The organism is Oribacterium sp. oral taxon 108 str. F0425, assembly GCF_000214455.1.
Taxonomy (GTDB): Bacteria; Bacillota; Clostridia; order Lachnospirales; family Lachnospiraceae; genus Oribacterium; species Oribacterium asaccharolyticum.
This window is the reverse complement of record NZ_AFIH01000001.1, coordinates 1,793,061-1,815,598: the sequence shown is the minus strand read 5'-3', so window position 1 is coordinate 1,815,598 and position 22,538 is coordinate 1,793,061. Positions and strand designations below refer to the sequence as shown.

Genomic DNA, 22,538 nt, shown 5'->3' with positions numbered 1-22,538 from the left:
AATGAATAATGATGAACTGCGCTTGGCACTGGATATGTTGGAAAAGGAAAAGGGAATTTCAAAGCAGGCGATTATTGAAGCAATTGAGCTGTCTTTACAGACTGCGTGTAAAAATCACTTCGGCTCTGCTGACAATGTCAGAGTCAGCATGAATCCGGAAACTGCACAATTTTCTCTGCTTGCGGATAAGACGGTTGTCGAAGTTGTAGGGGATCCCAACACCCAGATCAGTTTAGAGGATGCCAGAGCGATTGATGCGGGGTATGAGCCGGGAGACACGGTACAGGTTCCGATTGACTCCAAATCCTTCAGCCGTATTGCTGCACAGAATGCAAAAGGAGTTATAGTACAGAAGATTCGTGAGGAAGAAAGAAAGATTCTGTATGAAGAGTACTATTCCATGGCAAAACAGGTGGTATCGGGTGTTGTGGAGAAGGATACGGGAAGAGCCTTGATTGTAAATCTCGGGAAGGTAGACGGCTACCTTGGAGAAGGAGAGCAGATTAAGGGAGAGAAGATCCTTCCGAATCAGAGAATCAAAGTTTATGTGGTAGAGGTCAAGGATAATCCGAAGGGACCGAAGGTGATGTTATCCAGAACACATCCGGAGCTGGTTAGAAAGCTTTTCTTTGACGAGGTTTCCGAACTTAGAGAAGGAATCGTGGAAATTAAAGCCATTTCCAGAGAAGCGGGATCCCGTACGAAGATGGCAGTCTTATCGCATGATGATGATGTGGATGCGGTAGGTGCATGTGTAGGATTAAACGGAACCAGAGTGAACACCATTGTAGAGGAGTTAAGAGGAGAGAAGATAGATATCATCAATTATGATGAGAACCCTGCTTACCTCATTGAGAATGCATTGTCTCCTGCAAAGGTGATTGCCGTTATTGCGGATCAGGATAATAAGGATGCTTTGGTAATTGTTCCGGATAATCAATTGTCTTTGGCTATCGGTAAGGAAGGACAAAATGCCCGTCTTGCCGCAAAGCTTACCAACTATAAGATTGATATCAAGTCCGAGTCTCAGGCTCAGGAGCAGGGAATCTTTGATGAAATGGGAATCGATTATCACGGAGAAAGCGATTCCGATACAGAGTACGATGAGCAAGGATCCTATGAGGATGGAGAGTTAGAGTAAATTCCGTAAGACGATGACCGGGAGGAAAAATGAAAGTAGAACCTTTACGTTCTTGCATCGGCTGCAATGAAAAAAAATCCAAAAAAGAACTTCTCCGTATCGTGCGGGAAGAAGGCGGAACATATTCCGTAGATGTCAGCGGTAGAAAGAACGGCCGGGGAGCTTATCTTTGTCCCATGCTTTCCTGCTTGGAAAAAGCGGAAAAACGAAAGGCTTTTTTCAGAGCTTTTAAGGAGAATATTCCGGAAGACAGTTTAAAGAAGCTGAGAGAGGAAATTGAAGAAATTGCAAAATAGAATGTACGGATTAATCGGTCTGGCCATGAAGGCGGGTAAGATTAAGGCAGGAGAGTTTTCTGTGGAAAAATCCATTAAGCAAGGGAAAGCCCGTGTTGTACTGGTTGCCGGGGACGCTTCGGAGAATACGATAAAAAAGTTTGAAAACAGTTGTTTTCATTACAAGATTCCATTTTTTCGGGTTGGAACCAAGGAAGAGCTGGGAAAAATCATCGGTAAGGAAATGCGTTCTTCTCTATCAATAGAGGATGAAGGCTTCGGAGAGAGAATAATCGGTTTTATGAATGGAGGGAATGCGGATGTTAGAGGAGAATAAAGCAAAGGGAAGTACGGAGAATAAAGAGGAAGGGACAGTCAAGAAGAAAAAGTTGGCTGTAGTTTTTCATTCTCAAAATTCTGTCAATCATAAAAATCACCCTCTGAGCGGGAAATTTTCTGATAAGGCAAAGAAAGCCAAGGAACAGGAAAAGAAAGAGGATGAGAAGAAGTCTCCCAACGGAAGACCGCTTCCTCCGGGAACGGCAAGGGTTACTCCGCTCAAGACCTTAAATGCAATCCAGAAAAAGAAGGCGGAAGAGGAGAAGAAGCTCGAAGAGGAGAGACTCCTTCAGGAGCAAAAGGAAAGAGAAGAAGCGGCAAAGAGAGAAGCGGAAGAAGCGGCAAAGAAGGCCGTAGAAGAAAAGGCGGAGACTGTAGAAAAGCCGATGAAACCCAAGGTCAATAAACTCTCCGGCATTGTTGCCCATGCCGTTTCCAAGGATAGCGGAGAAAAGAGCTTTGACAAGGAAAGAGTAGAGCGCAGAAGCTCCGCTTTTCCAAAGACAGACAGAAAGCCCGGCTTTGCAAAAGATTTCTCGAAGGACAAGGATTTTTCCAAGGACGGAGACAGAAGGTCTTTTGACGGAGGAAGAGGCAAGGCTCAGGCGGCGAAGAAGCCCGCAGCACAGTCCTTTGCACCGGAAATTGTGGAGAAGCAGAGCCGTGTGAAGCACGATGCGGTCAAGCCTGCAAAGAAGACCTACGGGAACAAGAGCTTTGAAAATGAGAAGGCAACGATTTCCCAGAAGAACAGAGCACAAAGAAAGCAGAATAAGTACGGAGCAACGCAGTCTTATGAAAGAGATGACCAGGTTAAGGTAAAGAAGACCGGAAAAGGTGCCTTTATTAAGCCGGAAGTCGTAAAAACGGTAGAAGAAACCATCAAGTCTATCACTCTTCCTGAAGTGATTACCATTAAAGAATTGGCGGAAAAGATGAAGCAGAAGTCTGCCGATATCATCAAGAAGCTCTTCTTAAAAGGACAGATTGTCACATTGAACACCGAACTTTCCTATGAAGAAGCGGAGAATATTGCAGTAGAATACGACATCCTTTGCGAAATGGAAGAAAAGGTTGATGTGATTGCGGAGCTGGTGCAGGATTCCGAGGTCGATGAGGAGAAGGATTTGGAGCCCCGTCCCCCTGTCGTTGTTGTTATGGGACACGTCGATCACGGTAAGACGTCCATTCTGGACGCGATTCGAAACACCAATGTGACCAGCAGGGAGCATGGCGGCATTACACAGTCTATCGGTGCTTATCAGGTTTCCGTCAAGGTGAACGGTGAGTCGAGAGTCGTTACGTTCTTGGATACCCCCGGACATGAGGCATTTACCGCTATGCGTATGCGTGGAGCACAGTCGACGGATATTGCCGTACTGGTTGTGGCTGCCGATGACGGAATTAAGCCGCAGACGATAGAGGCAATTAATCATGCCAAGGCTGCCAACACCGAGATTATTGTGGCCATCAATAAGATTGATAAACCTACGGCAAATGTAGAGAAGGTAAAGCAGGAGCTCATGGCTTATGATTTGGTTGCGGAAGATTATGGCGGAAGTACCATCTGTTGCCCCGTTTCCGCGAAAACCGGGGAAGGTTTGGAAAATCTTTTGGAAAATATCGCCTTGCAGGCGGATGTTTTGGAGCTCAAGGCCAATCCGAACCGTAAAGCCTATGGCGTAGTGATTGAGGCGGAGCTCGACAAGGGTAGAGGTTCCGTTGCCCGTCTTTTGGTACAGAAGGGTACACTTCATGTCGGGGATGTTGTGGCTGTAGGATCCGCCTTCGGTAAGGTTCGTGCCATGATTGACGACAAGGGAAGACGAATCAAGAAGGCAACGCCATCCATGCCGGTTGAGATTTTGGGACTGAATTCCGTGCCGAATGCCGGAGAAATCTTCCAAGTGAAGGATAATGAAAAAGAGGCGAAAGCCTATGCGGATACCTTTGTTTCCGAAGGTAAGCAGAGAATGGTGGAAGAGTCCAGAAAGAAAGTCAGCCTGGATGCACTCTTTGACCAGATTAAGGCAGGCGAGCTGAAGGATCTTCCGATAGTGCTTAAGGCTGATGTACAAGGTTCCGTTGAGGCGGTTCGCGATTCCTTGCAGAAGATTCAGAATGAGGAAGTACAGGTTAAGGTGATTCATTCCGGCGTAGGTGCCATCAATGAGTCCGATATTAATCTTGCCATTGCATCCAATGCGATTGTTATCGGATTTGATGTGAAGCCCGATGCTACAGCGAAGGATATTGCCGAAAGAGAAAATGTAGACGTGCGTCTCTACAACATTATTTATAAGGCAATTGAAGATATTGAACTGGCGATGAAGGGTATGCTTGCTCCTGTCTTTGAGGAGAAGGTCATCGGTCACGCTGAAGTACGGATGATCTTTAAGTCCTCCGGAGTAGGGGTGATTGCCGGATCCTTTGTTACGGACGGTAAGGTACAAAGAGGAGCAAAGGCGCGTCTTACAAGAGACGGCGAGCAGCTCTTTGACGGAAATATTGCTTCCGTAAGACACTTTAAGGATGATGTAAAGGAAGTAGGAACCAAGCAGGAATGCGGTATTGTTCTGGAAGGCTATACCGACATCCAAGAGGGAGATCAGTTAGAAGTTTATATCATGGAAGAAGTAAAGAGATAAAAGAAGGCTGTGAAAGAAGGATATCTTTACTCTTTCACAGCTTTTTCGTTCTCAACAAGTGGCTGAGGAGAATACTGAGGCATCTTGTCCAGAACGAAATCACTTGCGAAGCGCGTTATCTCGTTCGTTCTGATGTGAATAAGGAAGAGGTGAAGCTTGAAAAGGCAAAGTTTTAAGAATCAAAGAAGAAATGAAGATGTGCGGAGAAATCTGTCCGTTCTGATTCGGAACGAAGTAAAGGACAGTCGTGTATCTCCTTTTTGTGATGTGACGGGGGTGGATTTAACACCTGATTTACAGTATTGCAAGGTCTATGTTTCCTGCCTTGGAAGTGAAGAGAGTCTGGGGAAGACCATTGAAGGCTTGAAGGCTGCTGCCGGATTTTTAAGAAGAGAATTGGCACAAAGCTTAAATCTTCGTCATACTCCTGAATTACAATTTGTTCCGGATCATTCTGTAGAGTACGGTTCCCGTATGGATGCCTTGATAAATAAGGTGAAACTGGAAGATGAGGCACGTCCTGTCGGGGAGGCTGTTAATCAAGAGAATCGTTATAAAGAAGAGGATGAATAGAGAGGGGAAAAATGAGAGAAGCTTTAGATAGCCTTTTTGAAAAGGCAAAAACAATCTGTATTTTAGGGCATACTCGCCCGGATGGAGATTGCCTGGGGTCTACCTTGGGGTGGAAGAATTATCTTAAGACTCGTTTTCCGGAAAAAGCAGTGACGGTTTTTTTGATGGAAGCCAACTCAAAGTTTTCTTATCTTCCGGGCTTTTCGGAGATTCGGCACGACGTCCCGAAGGAAGAGTTTGATTTGGCTTTAATCTGTGATTGCGGAGGATATGACAGACTGGGAGAGTATGGGCGTCTTGCTAAAAATGCCAAGGAGCGTTATGTTGTGGATCATCATATTACGAGTAGTGGGGAAGAGTTTCCGCATCATACCATCCTGCCTGACGCCTCCAGCACTTGTGAAATCAGCTTTGATTTGATGGATGAACGGTATTTCACAAAAGAAGTGGCGACCTGTATCTATACCGGAATTATTCATGACACCGGTGTCTTTAAGTATACATCTACAAGTTCCCATACGATGGAGATTGCAGGAAAATGCATGGATAAGGGGATCGCCTTTTCCTCGATTATTGATGACGGTTTCTTTATGAAGACGGTCAACCAGCAGCGTGTTACGGGAAAAGTGCTTTTAGACGGAAGACTCTATATGGAGGATCGGATTTTCGCCTCTTCTCTCAGCATGAAAGACATGGAAAGTTTTTCCGTGGATCAGAAAGATGTGGATGGCATTGTCAGCGTCCTTCGGGAAACAAAAGAGGTGGATGGCGTGATTTTCCTCTATGAGGTTGGGAATAATACCTATAAGGTGAGCCTTCGCTCGAACAATACGTCGCTGGATGTTTCCGCTGTGGCAGCCTATTTTTCCGGAGGCGGGCATGAGATGGCGGCAGGTTGCAGCTTGAAAGGTGATGTAGCGTCGATTTTGGAAAAGATTATAGCGGAACTCAGAAAGCAGATGGATGCGCCGGACTTTCCGAGCAATAAGCAGTAATAAATAAGGAATCCTGATTTATAAGTAAGAATCCATAGGCTATTTTTCACAAGGAGAAGATAAGGGTATAGTAAGTACAGATTATGGATGGAATCATCAATGTCAATAAAGAAGCGGGGATGACGAGCTTTGACGTGCTCCGAGCTTTAAAAAAAATTCTCCGTGAAAAGAAAATGGGACATGCCGGCACCTTGGATCCTATGGCTGAAGGGGTGCTTCTTGTTTGTGTGGGAAAAGCAACCAAGCTGGTAGACAGCCTTATGAGTGAAGTGAAGGTTTATCGGGCGGAGCTCCTCCTCGGCGTAGAGACGGATACGGAGGACAGTACGGGAAAGCGCTTATCGGAAGAGGAGAACTGTGTTACCAAAGAAGAAGTTCTATCCGCCTTCCATTCTCTTCTTGGAAAAAGAGAGCAGATTCCCCCCATGTACAGCGCCAAGAAGGTAGAGGGGAAGCGGCTTTACAGTATGGCAAGAGAAGGAATCGTGATAGAGAGAAAGCCTTCTCCGATTGAAATTTTCTCCATAGAGCTCCTTTCCCTTACAGAACCGGAACCTTTCGAAGGACTTTCCTGCCGGGGAAAGCACCAAAGAATCTCTTTTCGTGTAAAATGCTCTAAGGGCACTTATATTCGTACACTTTGTACGGAAATAGGAGAAAAGCTCGGAACGAAGGCTTGTATGTCGGCGCTTACCCGGGAAGAGGTCGGAGAATTTCACTTGAAAGAGAGTAAGACACTCTCCGAAATCGAACGATATACGAAGGAAGGAGCGCTTTCTTCCTTTCTGAAGCCGGCTTTATACAGTAAGGTTCCGACAGTGCTGACCTTCGGAAAATTTGACGGTGTGCATCTGGGACACCAAAAAATCTTTTCTTCCGTTTTCCGCATTGGAGAGGAAGAAGGCTTAAAGCCTGCGGTTCTTTCCTTTACGATGGAAAAAGGAAGTTTCTTTTTGCAGGGAAGAAAGGAAATGCTTTCCACGGAGGATGAGCATTTTACCCGCTTGAAAAATGCCGGTTTTCAGGAGGTTTATCTCTATCCCTTAACGATGGAAGCGGCGCGCATGAGTCCGGAGGACTTTGTGAGAATCATTCTTATCGACGCCTTAAAGGTGAAGCATCTTGTGGTGGGAACGGACTGCAGCTTCGGCTATCAGGGAGCGGGGAATGTAGAGTTTCTGAAAAATCTGCAGGGAAAATACGGCTTTAGGCTGACGGTGGTGGATAAAGTGCTGACAAAGAGCCCTGCCGGAGAGGAGGTGGAAATTTCGAGCTCTTATATCCGAAAGGCCCTGGAAGAGGGAAGGGTGGAAGAAGCGGCAGCTCTTCTCGGACGACCCTACAGCATCAATGGAACCGTAGTGCACGGGAAGGCTATCGGAAGAAGCCTGTCCTTTCCGACAGCGAACATTTTCCCGAAAGAAGGGAAGCTCATCCCGAAGGAAGGCGTGTATTATACGAGAGTTATGGCCCGGGGAGAAGAATATGATGCGATGACGAACATCGGAAAAAACCCCAGTATTTCCGAAGAGAATCCTCTGACTATCGAAAGCCACCTTCTTAACTTTGATAAAGAGATTTACGGTGAAAAGATTCGAATCAGCTTTTTAGAGAGGATTCGGGAGCAAAAGCGTTTTCCGAATCTGGATGCTTTGAAAGCACAGCTAAAGGAGGATTTGCTTACAGTAGAGCAATTCCGAAAAGATAGGACTTGAACTTGTGACTCCAGGACTTGAACTTGTGACTCCCGGAAAACCTTGACAGCGGGAGGGATATACAGTATCATACTTTCTCGTGAAAAGGCTTCTCGTGCTTTTTCACAGAGAGATTTTCCAAAAAGGGAAATCCCGGAAACTTTTATGACGCGAAGACGTAGCAAAGCGCACTCCGACGCTTGTTCCGTTTTTCGTGAGAGTTGCGTAGAGCGCAAAGAAGGAGAAAAAATGATTACAAAAGAGAAGAAAGCAGAGTTGGTTGCTAAGTACGGAAGAAAGCCCGGAGATACCGGTTCACCGGAAGTTCAGGTGGCACTTCTTACAGAGAGAATTGTAGAGCTTACCGAGCACTTAAAGAGCAATCCGAAGGATCATCACAGCAGACGCGGACTTTTGATGATGGTTGGTCACAGAAGAGGACTTCTTGACTACTTAAAGAAGACAGACTTAAACGGATACAGAGCTTTGATCGAGAAGCTGGGTATCAGAAAGTAAGAAACTTTCAGGGCAGAGGGGATTATCCCTTCTGCCCTGTTTTGCTTTTTCCTAAGGAAGGAGAGGAAAAACGCATCGGAAAGGACGCGGAATCATTTGGAATACTTTGCTATATTAAATCCTACCCTTGCGGCGACTTCTTCCCTTTAGTATAATGATTTATCAGTTATTTCATCAAAATTTTCCTTTGGAAGGCAACCGAGATCACTGAAAAATAGACGAATTTCGTAGCTTTTTCAGTGCTTTTGGAGCTTCCGAAGGAAAGAAGAAAAAAGGAGGCTTTATGTACAAAAGTTATTCAATGGAACTGGCAGGCAGAATGCTCACGGTAGATGTGGACAGAGTCTGTGCACAAAGTAATGGAGCGGTTATGATGCACTATGGAGACACCACCGTGCTTTCTACCTGTACCGCATCGGAGAAACCCAGAGACGGCATCGATTTCTTTCCTCTTTCCGTAGAGTATGAAGAGAAGATGTATGCTGTCGGAAAGTTCCCCGGCGGCTTTAAGAAGAGAGAAGGAAGAGCCAGTGACAATGCGATTCTCACGGCAAGAGTCATAGACCGCCCGATGCGTCCGCTGTTCCCGAAAGACTATAGAAATGATGTTCTTTTAAACAACACTGTTTTATCCGTGGACCAGGATGCTTCTCCGGAACTTCTTGCGATGCTTGGCTCTTCTCTTGCAACAGCAATCTCCGATGTACCCTTTGACGGCCCCTGTGCAACGACGCAGGTGGGCATGATTGCCGGGGAGTTTATTCTGAACCCGGGAAATGGAGAGAAGGCGGTTTCCGACCTGCTCCTCACGGTTGCTTCGACAAAAGAGAAGGTCATCATGATTGAAGCCGGAGCGAATGAGCTTCCGGAAGAAAAGATGATTGAGGCAATTTATCTTGCGCATGAGACAAACCAGCAGATTATCGGCTTCTTCGAGAGCATCATCGCAGAGTGCGGAAAAGAGAAGCACAGCTATGAGTCTTCCGCCATTCCCGAGGCTGTTTTCGAGAAAATGAAAACCGTGGTAACGCCGGAAGAGATGGAAAAGGCGGTATTTACCGATGAGAAGCAGGAAAGAGATGCCAACATCTCCGCTCTCAGTGAGCGCTTGGTAGAGGCTTTTCAGGATGACGAGGAAGCGCTTGCGATTCTTCCGGATGCTATTTACCAGTACGAGAAGAAGACGGTTCGGAAAATGATTTTGAAAGATCATAAGAGACCGGACGGAAGAGCAATTGACCAGATTCGTCCGTTGGAGGCGGAGGTGGATTTGCTTCCCAGAGTTCATGGTTCCGCCATGTTTAAGAGAGGACAAACGCAGATTTTAAATGTGACCACCCTTGCTCCGCTTTCCGAGGTACAGAAGGTAGAGGGGATGAATGAATTTGAGACGGAGAAGCGTTATTTACACCAGTACAACTTCCCGGGATATTCCGTAGGAGAGGCAAAGGCTTCCAGAGGTCCGGGAAGAAGAGAAATCGGACACGGTGCTCTCGCAGAGAAGGCTTTGATTCCGGTGCTTCCTCCTGTAGAAGAGTTCCCCTATGCGATTCGTTCTGTTTCCGAGACGATGGAGTCCAACGGTTCCACCTCCATGGCATCCACCTGTGCATCCTGCATGTCCTTGATGGCTGCCGGTGTTCCGATCAGAAAGCCGGTTGCGGGAATCTCCTGCGGTCTGGTTACCGGAGAGAGTGACGAGGATTATCTGGTACTCACCGATATTCAGGGCCTTGAGGATTTCTTCGGCGATATGGACTTTAAGGTTACGGGAACAAGAGACGGTATTACGGCAATCCAGATGGATATCAAGATTCACGGTTTAACCCGTCCTATCGTGGAAGAGGCGATTAAGAGAGCCAGAGAGGCCAGACTCTTTATTATGGACGGTGTTATGAAGGATGCGATTGCCGAGCCGAGAAAAGAGCTTTCTCCCTATGCACCGAAAATTATTACCTTACAGATTGAGACCGACAAGATTGGAGATGTTATCGGTAAGCAGGGTAAGACGATTACCGCCATTATCGAGGAGACCGGTGCAAAGATTGATATTGATGACAACGGCATGGTATCCATCTCCGGAATCGACCTCGCGGCATTAGAGAGAGCAAAGGAGATTATCCTTTCCATCGTAAATGATATTGAACCGGGTCAGATTCTGGAAGGCACGGTAGTCAGAATGATGAATTTCGGCGCATTCGTGCAGCTCAGCCCGACAAAGGACGGCATGGTGCACATTTCCAAACTTTCCGATAAGAGAGTGAATGAGGTGGAGGATGTTGTGCATATCGGCGACAAGGTACGCGTAAAGGTTATTGAGGTGGATAAGATGGGAAGAATCAACCTTTCCATGAGACCGCAGGATTTAGCAGAATAATTTAAGTTAGGGGGCTTTTATGAAAATCAGGACCAGATATGCGCCTTCCCCCACCGGAAGGATGCATGTAGGGAATCTTCGTACAGGGATGTACGCCTATTTGATTGCCAAGCATGAGGGAGGAGATTTCCTTCTTCGCATAGAAGATACAGACCAGGAAAGAGAAGTGGAGGGGGCTGTGGAGATTATCCGCAGAACCCTGGAAGAGACGGGGCTTTTTTGGGATGAAGGTCCGGACAATCCCGGCTCCTGCGGCCCCTATGTGCAGTCCGAGCGTGTGAAGACCGGCATTTATATGCAGTATGCCAAGGAGCTTGTGGAAAAGGGAGAAGCTTATTACTGCTTCTGCGATAAGGAACGGCTTGAGTCTTTAAAGACGGAGGTAAACGGAGAAATTCTGATGCACTATGACAAGCATTGTCTTGCTCTTTCGAAAGAAGAGGTAGAGGAGAAGCTTGCAGCGGGTCTTCCCTATGTAATCCGGCAGAATAACCCGACAGAGGGAACAACGACCTTCCATGACGAGCTTTACGGGGATGTTACTGTGGAAAATACGGAACTGGACGATATGGTGCTGATTAAGTCCGACGGCTTCCCGACCTATAACTTTGCAAATGTCGTAGACGACCACTTAATGGGGATTACTCATGTGGTTCGTGGAAATGAGTATCTTTCCTCCAGCCCGAAGTATCAGAGACTCTATGATGCCTTCGGCTGGGAATCCCCGAAACTCGTGCATTGTCCGTTAATCACGGATGAGAATCACAAGAAGCTCTCGAAGCGGTCGGGGCACTCCTCCTTTGAGGATTTGATTGACCAGGGCTTTGTGCCGGAAGCGGTTGTGAACTTTGTTGCGCTTCTTGGATGGAGTCCGGAAGGAAATGAAGAGATTCTTTCGTTGCAGGATCTCGTCCGGGAGTTTGATTATCACAGAATTTCGAAGAGCCCTGCCGTCTTTGATATGGGAAAGCTTCGTTGGATGAACGGAGAGTATATTAAGAAGATGGACTTCGATAAGTTCTATGAGAGAGCCTACCCCTATCTGAAGGAGGCTGCCGGGGAGAAGGTGGATTTAAAGAAAATCGCCGAGATGGTGAAGAGCCGTATTGAGATTTTCCCGGATATTCCGGAGCATGTAGCCTTCTTTAAGGCAGTGCCGGACTACGCCCTTTCTCTCTATCAGAATAAGAAGGCGAAGACAACCGAGGAGAATTCTTTACAGCTTTTAAAAGAGGTCCTTCCTCTTTTGGAGCAGGAAACGGATTACAGTAATGACCGGCTTTACAGTGTTTTACAGGAGTTCAGTACGGAAAAAGGCTATAAGACGGGATTCACCATGTGGCCGATTCGCATTGCCCTTTCCGGAAAAATGATGACGCCGGCAGGAGCGACGGAGATTCTCTCCGTACTCGGAAAAGAGGAGTCTCTTGGCAGACTGAAAAAGGCCGTAGCCAGATTGGAAGCAAACGCATAAAGAAAGAAAAGCAAAAGGGATTGCGTAAGGTGTAAGAACTGAGGCGAACGCTTAAAGTAAGTAAATGAGGTTAAATTATGGAAAGAGAAGAATTTTTAGAGAGATACAGACATTCCATTGCCCATGTTTTAGCAAAGGCAATGATTGAGCTTTACGGTGAGGAAGTGCAGTATGCCATCGGACCGCAGATTGAGGACGGTGCATACTATGATTTTTGGATTCCCAAGAGTTTAACAGAGGAAGATTTTCCGACAATTGAAAATAAGATGCGGGAAATCATTAAGAGAAGAGAACCTTGGACAAGGGAAGAACTCTCCAGAGAAGATGCTTTGAAGCTTTTTGCAAAGCAGAAGTTCAAGAAGGAATTAATAGAGGACCTTCCGGATGGAGAGGTGATTTCCGTGTATCATACCGGAGATGACTTTGTGGATCTTTGCCGGGGACCCCATGTAGAGAATTCTCAGGAACTGATGAATGTGGCTTTCCAGGTAAAGTCCGTTTCCGGAGCTTACTGGAGAGGGGATGAGCATAGAGATCAGTTGCAGAGAGTTTACCTCTTTGTTTATCCGGATAAGAATGCTTTGAAGGAACATTTGAAGTGGTTACAGGAAGCACAGGAAAGAGATCACAAGAAGCTCGGAAAAGAACTGGACCTCTTTATGTTCGACGAGACTGCACCGGGTATGCCTTATTGGCTTCCGAGAGGCTGGAAGATGTATCAGGCGCTACTTCAGTATTCCAGAGAGGTACAGAGAAGACACGGTTATACGGAGATTTCCGCACCGCTTATTAACAATAAGAAGCTTTGGTTGATTTCCGGCCACTGGGCTCATTACATCAACAACATGTTTATGGTGCCCGGAGTTTCCGGTTGGTTGAAGGCCGATGCAGACCTTTCCGGCGTGATGGAGAACCCGAATGACACGAGTCTTCCGGAAAAGACGGTGAAGATTCAGGCCGGTTCCGTAATTTACAATCGTGAAAATCTCGATACCATGGCAGCAAAGCCGATGAATTGTCCGAATGCCATGCTGACCTACAAGAGAAGAAATCGTTCTTATAAGGAGCTACCGATTCGTTATTCTGAGTACGATGTTCTGCACAGAAAGGAGAAATCCGGTCAGATGAACGGTCTTTTCCGCGTGCAGGAGTTTCGGCAGGATGACGACCATACTTTCGTTATGGAGTCCCAGATTGAGGCGGAGATTGCCGATATTATCTCCATTGCGGATGAAATATACAATACCTTCGGCGTAAGCTACCGTGCAGAGCTTTCCACAAGACCGGAAGACTTTATGGGAGATATCGAGGTTTGGGACAGGGCAGAGGCTGCTTTAAAGAAGATTCTGACCGATAAATACGGGGAAGGCGGTTTTGAGATTAATGAGGGAGACGGTGCCTTCTATGGTCCGAAGATTGACCTCCAGATAAAGGATGCTCTCGGAAGAGAGTGGCAGTGCGGAACGGTACAGCTTGACTTCCAGCTTCCGCACAACTTCGGTTGTTCCTTCCAGAATGCGGAGGGAGAACAGGAGATGCCGGTTGTGCTGCACCGTGCGATTTATGGCTCCTTGGAAAGATTCATCGGGATTATTATAGAGAACTTTAAGGGAAGTTTCCCCTTCTGGCTTTCTCCGGAGCAGGTGGGAATCGTACCAATCCGGGAAGAGCACAACACGTATGCAAAGAAAGTTTACGACGCTCTTTCGGAGATGGGAATTCGTACCGAGGTGGACTACACGGACAAGAATATGAAGGAGAAAATCAAGACCTACAAGAACTATAAGGATCCGTATATCCTTGTTCTGGGAGATAAGGAAATGGCGGAAAATACCGTTTCCATCAATATGAGAGGCTCCAATAAGCAGGTTAACAATGTTCCCTTGGATGTATTCTTAAAGGTCTGCGCGAAGATGCAGAAAGAACATACCTTGGAGCTTACAGACGATTTTTCCTAAAAGATTGTTTTAGCGAAGAGAAGAGATCTTCTATATAGCTCCTATTCCGAATCTGTATAGTAAAATTGCGGCATTTTCTTGCGAAAGTGAGAAAGCCGCGATAAAATAGCAAACATTATAAAAGAGATTTTTCTTTATGCTTTTACGCATGTATAAAGAGAAGTCTTTTTTATTTTCTTTATATCCCGTACATATCGGGAATAGGGGAAGAGCTATTTGGAATAGGACAATGCAAAAGAGGGGGCTTGTCCGAGAGGAGGATTGTATGAGAGTATTAGAAAAGTTGAGTGATTTTGTGAGTAAGTGGATGGCACTGATTGTGATTCTCGTGGCTGCCATTTCTCTCTTTTTTCCGTCTAGCGTATCTTTTATTAAGACAGCATGGATTAATACCTTACTCGGCATCGTCATGTTTGGAATGGGGCTTACTCTGAAACCGTCGGATTTTACGGATGTCTTTAAGAGACCGAGAGATGTCATTATCGGGGCAGTGGCACAGTTTACCCTGATGCCATTATTGGCTTTTCTTCTTACCAAGGTATTTCGTCTTTCACCGGAACTTGCGATTGGCGTTATTCTCGTGGGAACCTGTCCGGGGGGAACGTCATCAAATGTTATGACCTATCTTTCCAAGGGAGATGTTGCCCTTTCGGTTTGCATGACTTCCGTGTCCACTATTCTGGCACCTTTTATGACACCGCTTCTTACGCTGCTCTATGCCGGAAAGACGGTAGATGTACAGGTGGTCGGGATGTTTATTTCCGTTATCAAAGTGGTTCTTGTGCCGATTATTCTCGGAATTGTGGTAAACCGTTTCTTTAGCAAAGTAACGGAGAAAGCGGTAAAAGCGCTTCCCTTAATTTCCACAACCGCGATTGTTCTCATTATTGCAGCGGTAGTTTCCGTGAATTCTGCCCGAATCATGCAGAACGGTCTTTTGATAGTTTGTGTAGTGATCTGCCATAATGTACTGGGTTACCTCACCGGTTACCTTGCAGCAAGAGTGCTGAAGCTGGATACCACGAAGTGCCGTGCTATTTCCATTGAAGTGGGTATGCAGAACTCCGGGCTAGCGACGAGCCTTGCGGCAACTCACTTTGCCCAGTACCCTCTCGCAACAGTTCCGGGAGCGGTCTTCTCCGTATGGCATAATATTTCGGGAGCAATTCTTGCCAATATTTTTAACTATAGCTCCAAGCACGGCGGAAAGATTTGAGCAGAAGAGCATGCTCACGTGTTTTCTTTAAAGTACAGTTTCATTTTGGAATATTCCTAAATTGAGTTTTTGTTGTAGTATTATGGAAGAGTTGCGTTATTCTTAGCGTATTTCAGGAGGATTGAATGAATAGTGATCATGTAAGGGAAGGCGTGCAACAGGCGCCACATAGAAGTTTATTTAACGCCTTGGGTTATACCAAGGAAGAAATGAAGAAGCCGATGATCGGCGTGGTATGTTCCTACAATGAAATTGTTCCGGGACATATCAATCTGGATAAGATTTGTGAGGCGGTGAAAATGGGCATTGCCGAAGCGGGCGGCCTTCCGGTGGAATTTCCGGCGATTGCGGTCTGCGACGGGATTGCCATGGGCCATGTGGGCATGAAGTATTCTCTTGTGACAAGAGATCTGATTGCGGATTCCACGGAGTGTATGGCAAAGGCTCATCAGTTTGATGCATTGGTCATGATTCCGAACTGTGACAAAAATGTGCCGGGACTCCTTATGGCGGCAGCCCGTGTTAATGTACCGACCGTCTTTGTTTCAGGCGGACCCATGCTTGCCGGAAAGGTACATGGAAAGAAGCGTTCTTTATCCGCCATGTTTGAAGCGGTGGGAGAATATGAGGCCGGAAAAATTGGTATGGAAGAGCTCAAGCTCTACGAGGAAAATGTCTGTCCTACCTGTGGTTCCTGCTCGGGGATGTACACTGCAAACTCCATGAACTGCTTAAGTGAAGTCATCGGTATGGCACTTCCCGGAAACGGAACGATTCCGGCGGTGTATTCGGCTCGTATTCGGCTCGCAAAGCAGGCCGGATATGCGATTATGCATTTGTTGAAGGAAAATATCCGTCCGCGAGACATCATGACGAAAAACAGTTTTGAAAATGCTCTGCGTGTGGATATGGCTCTCGGTTGCTCTACGAATACGATGCTGCATCTTCCGGCAATAGCCCATGAATGCGGCATTAACCTGGATATGGAATATGCCAACCAAATTTCCGATACGACACCGAATCTCTGCCATTTAGCACCTGCCGGTCCCGCCTATATGGAGGACTTAAATGAAGCCGGCGGTATTTCTGCAGTTATGAAGGAGCTGTCGAAGAAAAATCTTCTGCATTTGGACGGTATTACGGTTACGGGGGCAACAACGGGAGAAAATATCGAAAAGGCAAGGAATCTGGATGAAGAGATTATTCGCCCTATCGAAAATCCCTTTATGCCAAACGGAGGCATTGCTGTTTTAAAGGGAAACCTCGCCCCGGATACCGGTGTGGTAAAGCGTTCCGCTGTAGCTCCCGAAATGATGGTTCACGAAGGTCCGGCGAGAGTGTTTGACTGTGAGGACGATGCGATTGTTGCCATTAAAGGCGGAAAAATTCATCCCGGGGATGTGGTCGTGATTCGTTATGAAGGACCGAAGGGCGGCCCGGGAATGCGCGAGATGTTAAACCCCACCTCCGCCATCATGGGAATGGGACTCGGTAGTACTGTTGCACTCATTACCGACGGTCGATTCTCCGGTGCATCGCGGGGAGCTTCTATCGGTCATGTTTCTCCGGAAGCGGCTGTCGGCGGACCAATTGCTTTGGTAGAAGAAGGCGATATTATTTCCATTGATATTCCAAAAAATAAGCTCGATATGAAGGTTTCGGAGGAAGAGTTGGAAAGAAGAAGAAAACTTTGGAAACCCAGAAAACCGAAGGTGACGGAGGGCTATCTTCTTCGCTATCAGGCACTGGTTACTAGTGGAAACAGAGGGGCTATTTTGGAGCTCCCGAAGGGCTGGAATTAAATCTTGCATATTTAGCCAAATCGTGTACACTAAAAGAGGTATATACAAGAGAGTATACCTCTTTTTTCGTGTTGTAGGAGGAGAACACATCCACGGAAAAGCGAGTATAACGGGGCAAACGGAAAGGATTCACGGAGTTTGTTTCCGGAAAAGACAGAAAAAATGCAGCAGGAGACGGACTTGAATAAAATTTGCCTTGTATTCATACTACTTTAAGGAGAGAAGGGTAAACACGAGGACAGATTATGAAAAGTAGGGACGGAAATCGTCTTTTTAGGCTAGGTCTACTTTCGGCAGGAATGGTATTTCTGCTTATTTTTGTTGTTTTCGTTTTAAAATCTTGGAAATTTTATTTTCATACCAAGCCTAAAGATTGGGCGGTACAGAAAGATAGGCAGGAGACGGAAGAGGAAGGGCAAGGGGGGCGGATTTCTTCCAAAAATATCCTCCTTATAAGCTCCGATGCCGCTTCGGAAGAGATTATTCAGAGACAAATCGAGGGCGTGAGAGCTGTTCTGGACGGAACGGAGGCTCATTTAGACAGCTTTCATGTGCGACCTTATTCATCGGATGACGAGAGAGATGCTACGGATTTTTATGCCGATATGAATGCCTATCTGCAAAAAAAGGGAATTATATATGATGGAGTTCTTGTAGGAGATGATAGAAGCTTAAGCTTGCTGAAGCAATACAAGGACAGCCTTTTCCCGGACATTCCAGTGATTTTCTTCTCCATCCGAGATCAGGAGCTGGCTAAGAGCGTCAGTAAGAACAGCAAGATGACCGGGTATTATATGTTTTCTTATATGAAGGAAACCTTGGATTTGGCTACAGCCTTGCAGGTGAGGGCTAAATCCATTCTGGCAATATACGATAACAGTTACTTGGGAATGGAAGAGGGCAAAGAGTTTTTATCTCTTCAGGATCAATTTCCGGATTATCGCTTCGAGGGAATTAATTTTTCCCAATTAAGCAGAGAAGAGTTCATTCAGTCAATAGAGAATTTAGACGAAGAGAGTATTCTCCTGTACCTTTATGCAGGCGAAGATGAGGATGGAAACCGTTATCCAAGAAGTCAGATCACGAAGCTTCTTTTATCGAAGGTCAGTACACCTCTCTACGGACATGCCATGGATGAGGAGATTCCCGGATTTTTAGGGGGGAGAATCGTGGATTATCGTCTGATGGCGGAAGACGCCACGCTTTTACTGACAGAGATTCTTTCCAATAGAGTGAAGATTGAAGAACAACCTGTTACGGAAGACAGTCCGGGGACTCTGTACGTAAGTGACAGGGTGCTTACCGCTTACCGCTTATCCGGGAAAAAATTGCCTAGGGGATGCGAGATTAAGGGTGGAATTCAAGACATCTGGAGGAAATACAGGGATATCGTTATCATTGCATCGCTTCCGTTCCTTTCCCTTTTCCTTTTCTCGCTCTATTTTGTTTTAAGCAGAATGCGCAGCAGGAGTTTATTCAAAGTTTTGGAAGAAGAAAATGACCGTCTGCTTTACGAGCAAGACCAGCTTGCTCATAAGTTGCGCTATGATTATCTCACGGAATTGTTGAACCGACAGGCTGCTCTTTCCAATATGGAGGAGTTGTTGAAAAACAGCAAGGAATTCAGTTGTGTCCTGGTAGATATTGATAATCTGAAAGAATTAAATGAATTAAGAGGCTATGAGACGGGAGACTTATATCTTTCTGCAGTCGCCAATCGATTAAAGAAGATGGAAAGAGACTACGGTGCGGTGGCCTCACGCTACGGCGGAGATGAATTTTTGATTGTTTTTCCCCGGGCAATTCTGCAAGAAGATTCCTTGGAAATTAAAGAGATACAGGCGGCGTTTTATCGTTCGATAACCGTGTCCGGGGAAACAGTCTATATGAAAGCGTCCGGCGGAGTTGCCTGCTCGGAGGGCAATGCCAATCCGAAGGAGGTCGTTATGTCCGCGGGGATTGCACTTAGTGCGGCCAAGACAAAGGGTAAGAATCATTTTGTCTTCTATACGGACGAGTTACGATACAGAAAAGAAAAGATCAATCAAATTTTAAAAATGGTTGAAAGAGCGATTCAACAAAATGCCTTTTATATGGTTTATCAACCGCAGGTAGAGTGTAAGGGAAGAAAAATTGTGGGATTTGAGTCACTTCTTCGCATTCGGAATGAGGCGTGCTCTCCGGACCAGTTTATTCCGGTTGCAGAGCAATACGGTTATATTACCAAACTTGGAAAGATTGCAGTGGAACAGGTTGTAAGACAATTGGCCAGATGGAAGGATGAAGGCAGGACACTTTGCCCCATTTCGATTAATTTCAGCAGCTATCAGATTTATGATGATGATTTTGTGGACTTCCTTCTCTATCAAATGGAGAGACACGGGATTCCTCATGAATATGTGGTTTTGGAGATTACGGAGAGCATTCTCTTCGAAGAATCCAAACAGACCAAAGCGGTTTTTAAAAGACTGGTAGAAGAGGGAATAGAGTTACATCTGGATGACTTCGGAACGGGCTATAGCAGCTTTGCCTATCTTCCCTATATTCCTTTAAATACAGTAAAAATGGATAAGTCTATTGTGGATAACTTTCTTTCCTCCAATGGGGATGTGGTTCGAAATTTAATCAGCATTGTCCATGATCTGGGAATGGTTGTTATTGTAGAGGGAGTAGAGGAAGAGTGGCAGTACGAAAAGTTGGTAGAGTACGGATGTGACAGAATACAGGGCTATCTTTTTGGCGGTCCGGTACTTGCGACAGAGATATCTTAAAATATTAAAAATGGAATATCGCTTTATCGACTTAATACTATATATTGCACAAAAAAAATAGAAAATAAAAGAATATTATTATGCACTTTGATTTTATTAAGAGAATAAAGTAGCATTTAATTGAAATATTCTTAAATTGTGCTAGACTGGATAAGCGAATTCTTAATGATTAAGAATTGAATTGGAGAAGAAGAACATACTGTTGGATTTTAATTGCTTTTTAATGAAAGCAAGAAGGAGTAGAAAGATGAAGCGAAAAAGAAAATTGCTAGCCATCTTGATGGCCGTAGCTATGGCTTGGCAGGGTTTATCCCTTGCACAGGCGGAGGAGCTGGGAAGTTCCGGCGTCGCATCGGAGAGTACCCTTCCCTCAACCTCTGAGAGCAGCGGTGTTCCTTCTGAGGAAGATATAAGGGCTGCTCAGGCAAAAAGCGAGGAAGCCAAGGTACAGGAAGCCGGAGAAGCTCAGACTATGGCGCTAAACGCACAAGGTGCAACTGCAACGGAAAACAGTAAATCGATTGCAGTCAATATTACTGATGCATCTTATACCGATAAGGACGGAAATCCTTACAACGGTTCAGGAGTACACAACCATAGTTTTCTCGGAATCAAGGTAGCTTATTCGATTCCGGATGGTGAGAGTCCCAAGGCCGGGGATAAAACAAGTATTAAGTTCCCGGATTCCTTTACGGGATTACAGTCGGAAGACTTCCCCATCACGGACGGAGGAGAGTTGGTTGCGACGGCTCATTATGATGCACAGAGCAATACCATGGTTTTAACCTACAGTTCATTTGTAGAGAGAAAGAGCAATATCAAGGTGAATTTCCGTCTTTCCGTGCAGGTTAACTCTGCCGTGGAGCCCAATCCGAAGGATATCACGGGAAATCTTACCATAAATGGAAGCAATACTTTTGCAATTTCCGGAAAAGTCCATTACACCGGGATTGAGAAAGATAGCGATTTTGAGTTGGTAAAGGATGCCAATCAGACTTTGGATGAGGCTACGGATCCACAGACAGGCAATAAGATCAAGCTGGTTCGGTACCGTATTTTAATAAATCTTGGAGAAGCAAGAACCAATCTGACCTTAACGGATGCTTTGGGAGACGGTGCATTTTCTTATTATGTAGACGATTCTCATCCTGTATCGGTTCGGAAAGGTGTATGGGAAAGAGGAAGTTTTTCGGGAACAAAGTGGAACCCCGATCCCATTAACGGAAAGCATTGGGATTTAAGGAATGATACAAAGACAGACGGGGCGCCTCATATTACGGCAATTGAGAAGGAATTTAAGCAGTCCGCTCCCGGAAAGAAGAGTTTTCAGCTTCATCTTGGCAATGTGAAGGCCGAAGAAGGCTATGAGATTTTCTACTATGCGAAGTTTGACGGCATTCCCAAGACGAATTTTGATTATAAGAATAATATTGAAGTGAATTCCGACGGAACTTCCGGCGGGCCGAAGAGAGCTAAGTATGATTTGTATGTAAAGAACTCCGGCGGTTCCGGCAGCGGTGAGAATTATGTTCTCAATATCAAGAAGGTAAATGAGGACGGAGAAGCCCTGAAGGGTGCAAAATTTGCCATTGCCAACAGTGAGAACCTTTTGGTTGCACAGGTGACGACCAATGAGAACGGAGAAGCCAGTGTTGGAGATCTTTTAAAGGATAATTATACGGTGCAGGAGATTGCTGCTCCGCAGGGATATATTCTTTCCAATGAAAAATATACCGTGTCGGCGGATAGCTTTGATGCATCCAATACAGCACTTCTTAAGGTTACCAATGTAAAATCCGGACAAAAGAGAAGTGTGGAAGTCACGAAAAAGTGGGTTGATGCCGGCAACAAAGCACAGTTAAGACCCAATAAAGTAACCGTAGAATTGCTTCGTAACGGAGAGGCTACCGGAGATACACTTGATTTAAGCCAGGATAATGCTTGGAAGGCTGCTTTTACGGATTTGCCCAAGTACGATGACAATAGTAAGTTATTCAACTATAGTATTCGCGAAAAGGCGGTAGAGGGCTACAGCCCGGCTGTTTCCGGAACACAGGGACTCGGCTTTACCGTGACGAATACCATCAATACGAAGATTTCCATTCCTGTTACCAAGGTTTGGAACGGAAAGGGAGACCATCCCGCTTCCGTCAAGGTGCGTTTGCTTGCAAATGGAAAGGAAATAGCATCTCAACTTCTTTCCGATGCCAACAATTGGCAATACACTTTTGTGAATCTGGAGAGAAGCAAGGACGGACAGCCGATTCAATACACTGTAACGGAGGATGCTGTTCCGGGATTTAGTAGCAGCATTTCCGGTGATGCCAATTCCGGATACGGTTTTGTATTCACCAATACAAAGCTTAAGCCAAACGACCCGGGAAATTCCGGAAACGGAGGAAATGGCGGTGGAAATAACGGCGGCGGAAACAACGGTGGAAACAATGGAGGTACAAGTCCTTCGGTTAAACCGGGCAGTAAGAATCCGTCTTCCGTATTAGGAGACTCTCGTAATGCTTCCACGACGACTCCGGATGCCAAAGCCCAGGTAAAAGGTCAGGTAAAAGGTGAGGGAAGAAATCCGGAGAGTAAAGAACCGGAAGTGGAGAGAGATACAAAGACCTCCGATCAGAGTAGAGCTTTACAGTATCTCTTACTCTTTGCCGTATCGGCTTGCGGATTGGTAGGCTATCTTTATAACGATAAGAAAAAGAAAGCATAAAAGTAAGATAGAATGAAAAAGAGAGACTTGCGGGTCT

The 22,538-nt window shown here is 45.7% G+C and carries 15 protein-coding genes; all 15 read left to right on the top strand.

The genetic code is table 11. The annotated features are described in order from the left end of the window. Position 1: 1 nt before the first annotated feature. The 15 genes from nusA (at position 2) to HMPREF9124_RS08365 (ending at position 22,501) form a co-directional block, all read left to right on the top strand. Positions 2-1,141 carry a transcription termination factor NusA gene (nusA, locus tag HMPREF9124_RS08435; RefSeq protein WP_009427884.1) on the top strand — a complete coding sequence of 380 codons (1,140 nt, stop codon included), beginning with the start codon at positions 2-4 and terminating at the stop codon, positions 1,139-1,141. Positions 1,142-1,170: 29 nt separating this feature from the next. Further along, a complete protein-coding gene (gene rnpM, locus HMPREF9124_RS08430; protein ID WP_009427925.1) occupies positions 1,171-1,437 on the top strand; it encodes an RNase P modulator RnpM in 267 nt (88 codons plus the stop codon). Beyond that, positions 1,427-1,753, top strand: coding sequence for a L7Ae/L30e/S12e/Gadd45 family ribosomal protein (locus HMPREF9124_RS08425; protein ID WP_009535975.1), 327 nt, complete (start codon positions 1,427-1,429; stop codon positions 1,751-1,753). Before rnpM ends, HMPREF9124_RS08425 begins: the two co-directional genes overlap by 11 nt. Further along, positions 1,737-4,403, top strand: a complete 2,667-nt coding sequence (gene infB / locus HMPREF9124_RS08420) for a translation initiation factor IF-2 (RefSeq protein ID WP_009428854.1) — start codon at positions 1,737-1,739, stop codon at positions 4,401-4,403. Before HMPREF9124_RS08425 ends, infB begins: the two co-directional genes overlap by 17 nt. Positions 4,404-4,559: 156 nt before the next feature. After that, on the top strand, positions 4,560-4,976 hold the full coding sequence (rbfA, locus tag HMPREF9124_RS08415; RefSeq protein WP_009428156.1) for a 30S ribosome-binding factor RbfA: 417 nt from the start codon (positions 4,560-4,562) through the stop codon (positions 4,974-4,976). Positions 4,977-4,987: 11 nt separating this feature from the next. Continuing rightward, positions 4,988-5,971, top strand: a complete 984-nt coding sequence (locus HMPREF9124_RS08410) for a DHH family phosphoesterase (RefSeq protein WP_009428169.1) — start codon at positions 4,988-4,990, stop codon at positions 5,969-5,971. A gap of 83 nt (positions 5,972-6,054) precedes the next feature. Then, the gene (locus HMPREF9124_RS08405) at positions 6,055-7,686 is read left to right on the top strand and encodes a bifunctional riboflavin kinase/FAD synthetase (protein WP_009428293.1); all 1,632 of its coding nucleotides are present in this window, start codon (positions 6,055-6,057) and stop codon (positions 7,684-7,686) included. A 228-nt stretch (positions 7,687-7,914) separates the two neighbouring features. Continuing rightward, positions 7,915-8,181 (top strand): 30S ribosomal protein S15, encoded by a 267-nt coding sequence (rpsO, locus tag HMPREF9124_RS08400; RefSeq protein WP_009428902.1) that lies wholly within the window; start codon positions 7,915-7,917, stop codon positions 8,179-8,181. Between the two features lie 283 nt (positions 8,182-8,464). Then, positions 8,465-10,558: a polyribonucleotide nucleotidyltransferase gene (locus HMPREF9124_RS08395; RefSeq protein ID WP_009429941.1), complete on the top strand. Its 2,094-nt coding sequence runs from the start codon at positions 8,465-8,467 to the stop codon at positions 10,556-10,558. Positions 10,559-10,577: 19 nt separating this feature from the next. Then, entirely contained in the window at positions 10,578-12,032 is a 1,455-nt protein-coding gene (gene gltX, locus HMPREF9124_RS08390; protein WP_009427952.1) for a glutamate--tRNA ligase, read from the top strand. A 77-nt stretch (positions 12,033-12,109) separates the two neighbouring features. Further along, entirely contained in the window at positions 12,110-13,990 is a 1,881-nt protein-coding gene (locus HMPREF9124_RS08385; RefSeq protein ID WP_009429058.1) for a threonine--tRNA ligase, read from the top strand. A 265-nt stretch (positions 13,991-14,255) separates the two neighbouring features. Further along, a complete protein-coding gene (locus HMPREF9124_RS08380; RefSeq protein WP_036598061.1) occupies positions 14,256-15,206 on the top strand; it encodes a bile acid:sodium symporter family protein in 951 nt (316 codons plus the stop codon). A gap of 125 nt (positions 15,207-15,331) precedes the next feature. Further along, positions 15,332-17,008, top strand: a complete 1,677-nt coding sequence (gene ilvD / locus HMPREF9124_RS08375; RefSeq protein WP_009427716.1) for a dihydroxy-acid dehydratase — start codon at positions 15,332-15,334, stop codon at positions 17,006-17,008. Between the two features lie 245 nt (positions 17,009-17,253). Next, on the top strand, positions 17,254-19,779 hold the full coding sequence (locus tag HMPREF9124_RS08370; protein ID WP_009428247.1) for a bifunctional diguanylate cyclase/phosphodiesterase: 2,526 nt from the start codon (positions 17,254-17,256) through the stop codon (positions 19,777-19,779). 247 nt (positions 19,780-20,026) lie between these two features. Further along, positions 20,027-22,501: a Cna B-type domain-containing protein gene (locus HMPREF9124_RS08365; protein WP_009429390.1), complete on the top strand. Its 2,475-nt coding sequence runs from the start codon at positions 20,027-20,029 to the stop codon at positions 22,499-22,501. Positions 22,502-22,538 lie beyond the last annotated feature (37 nt).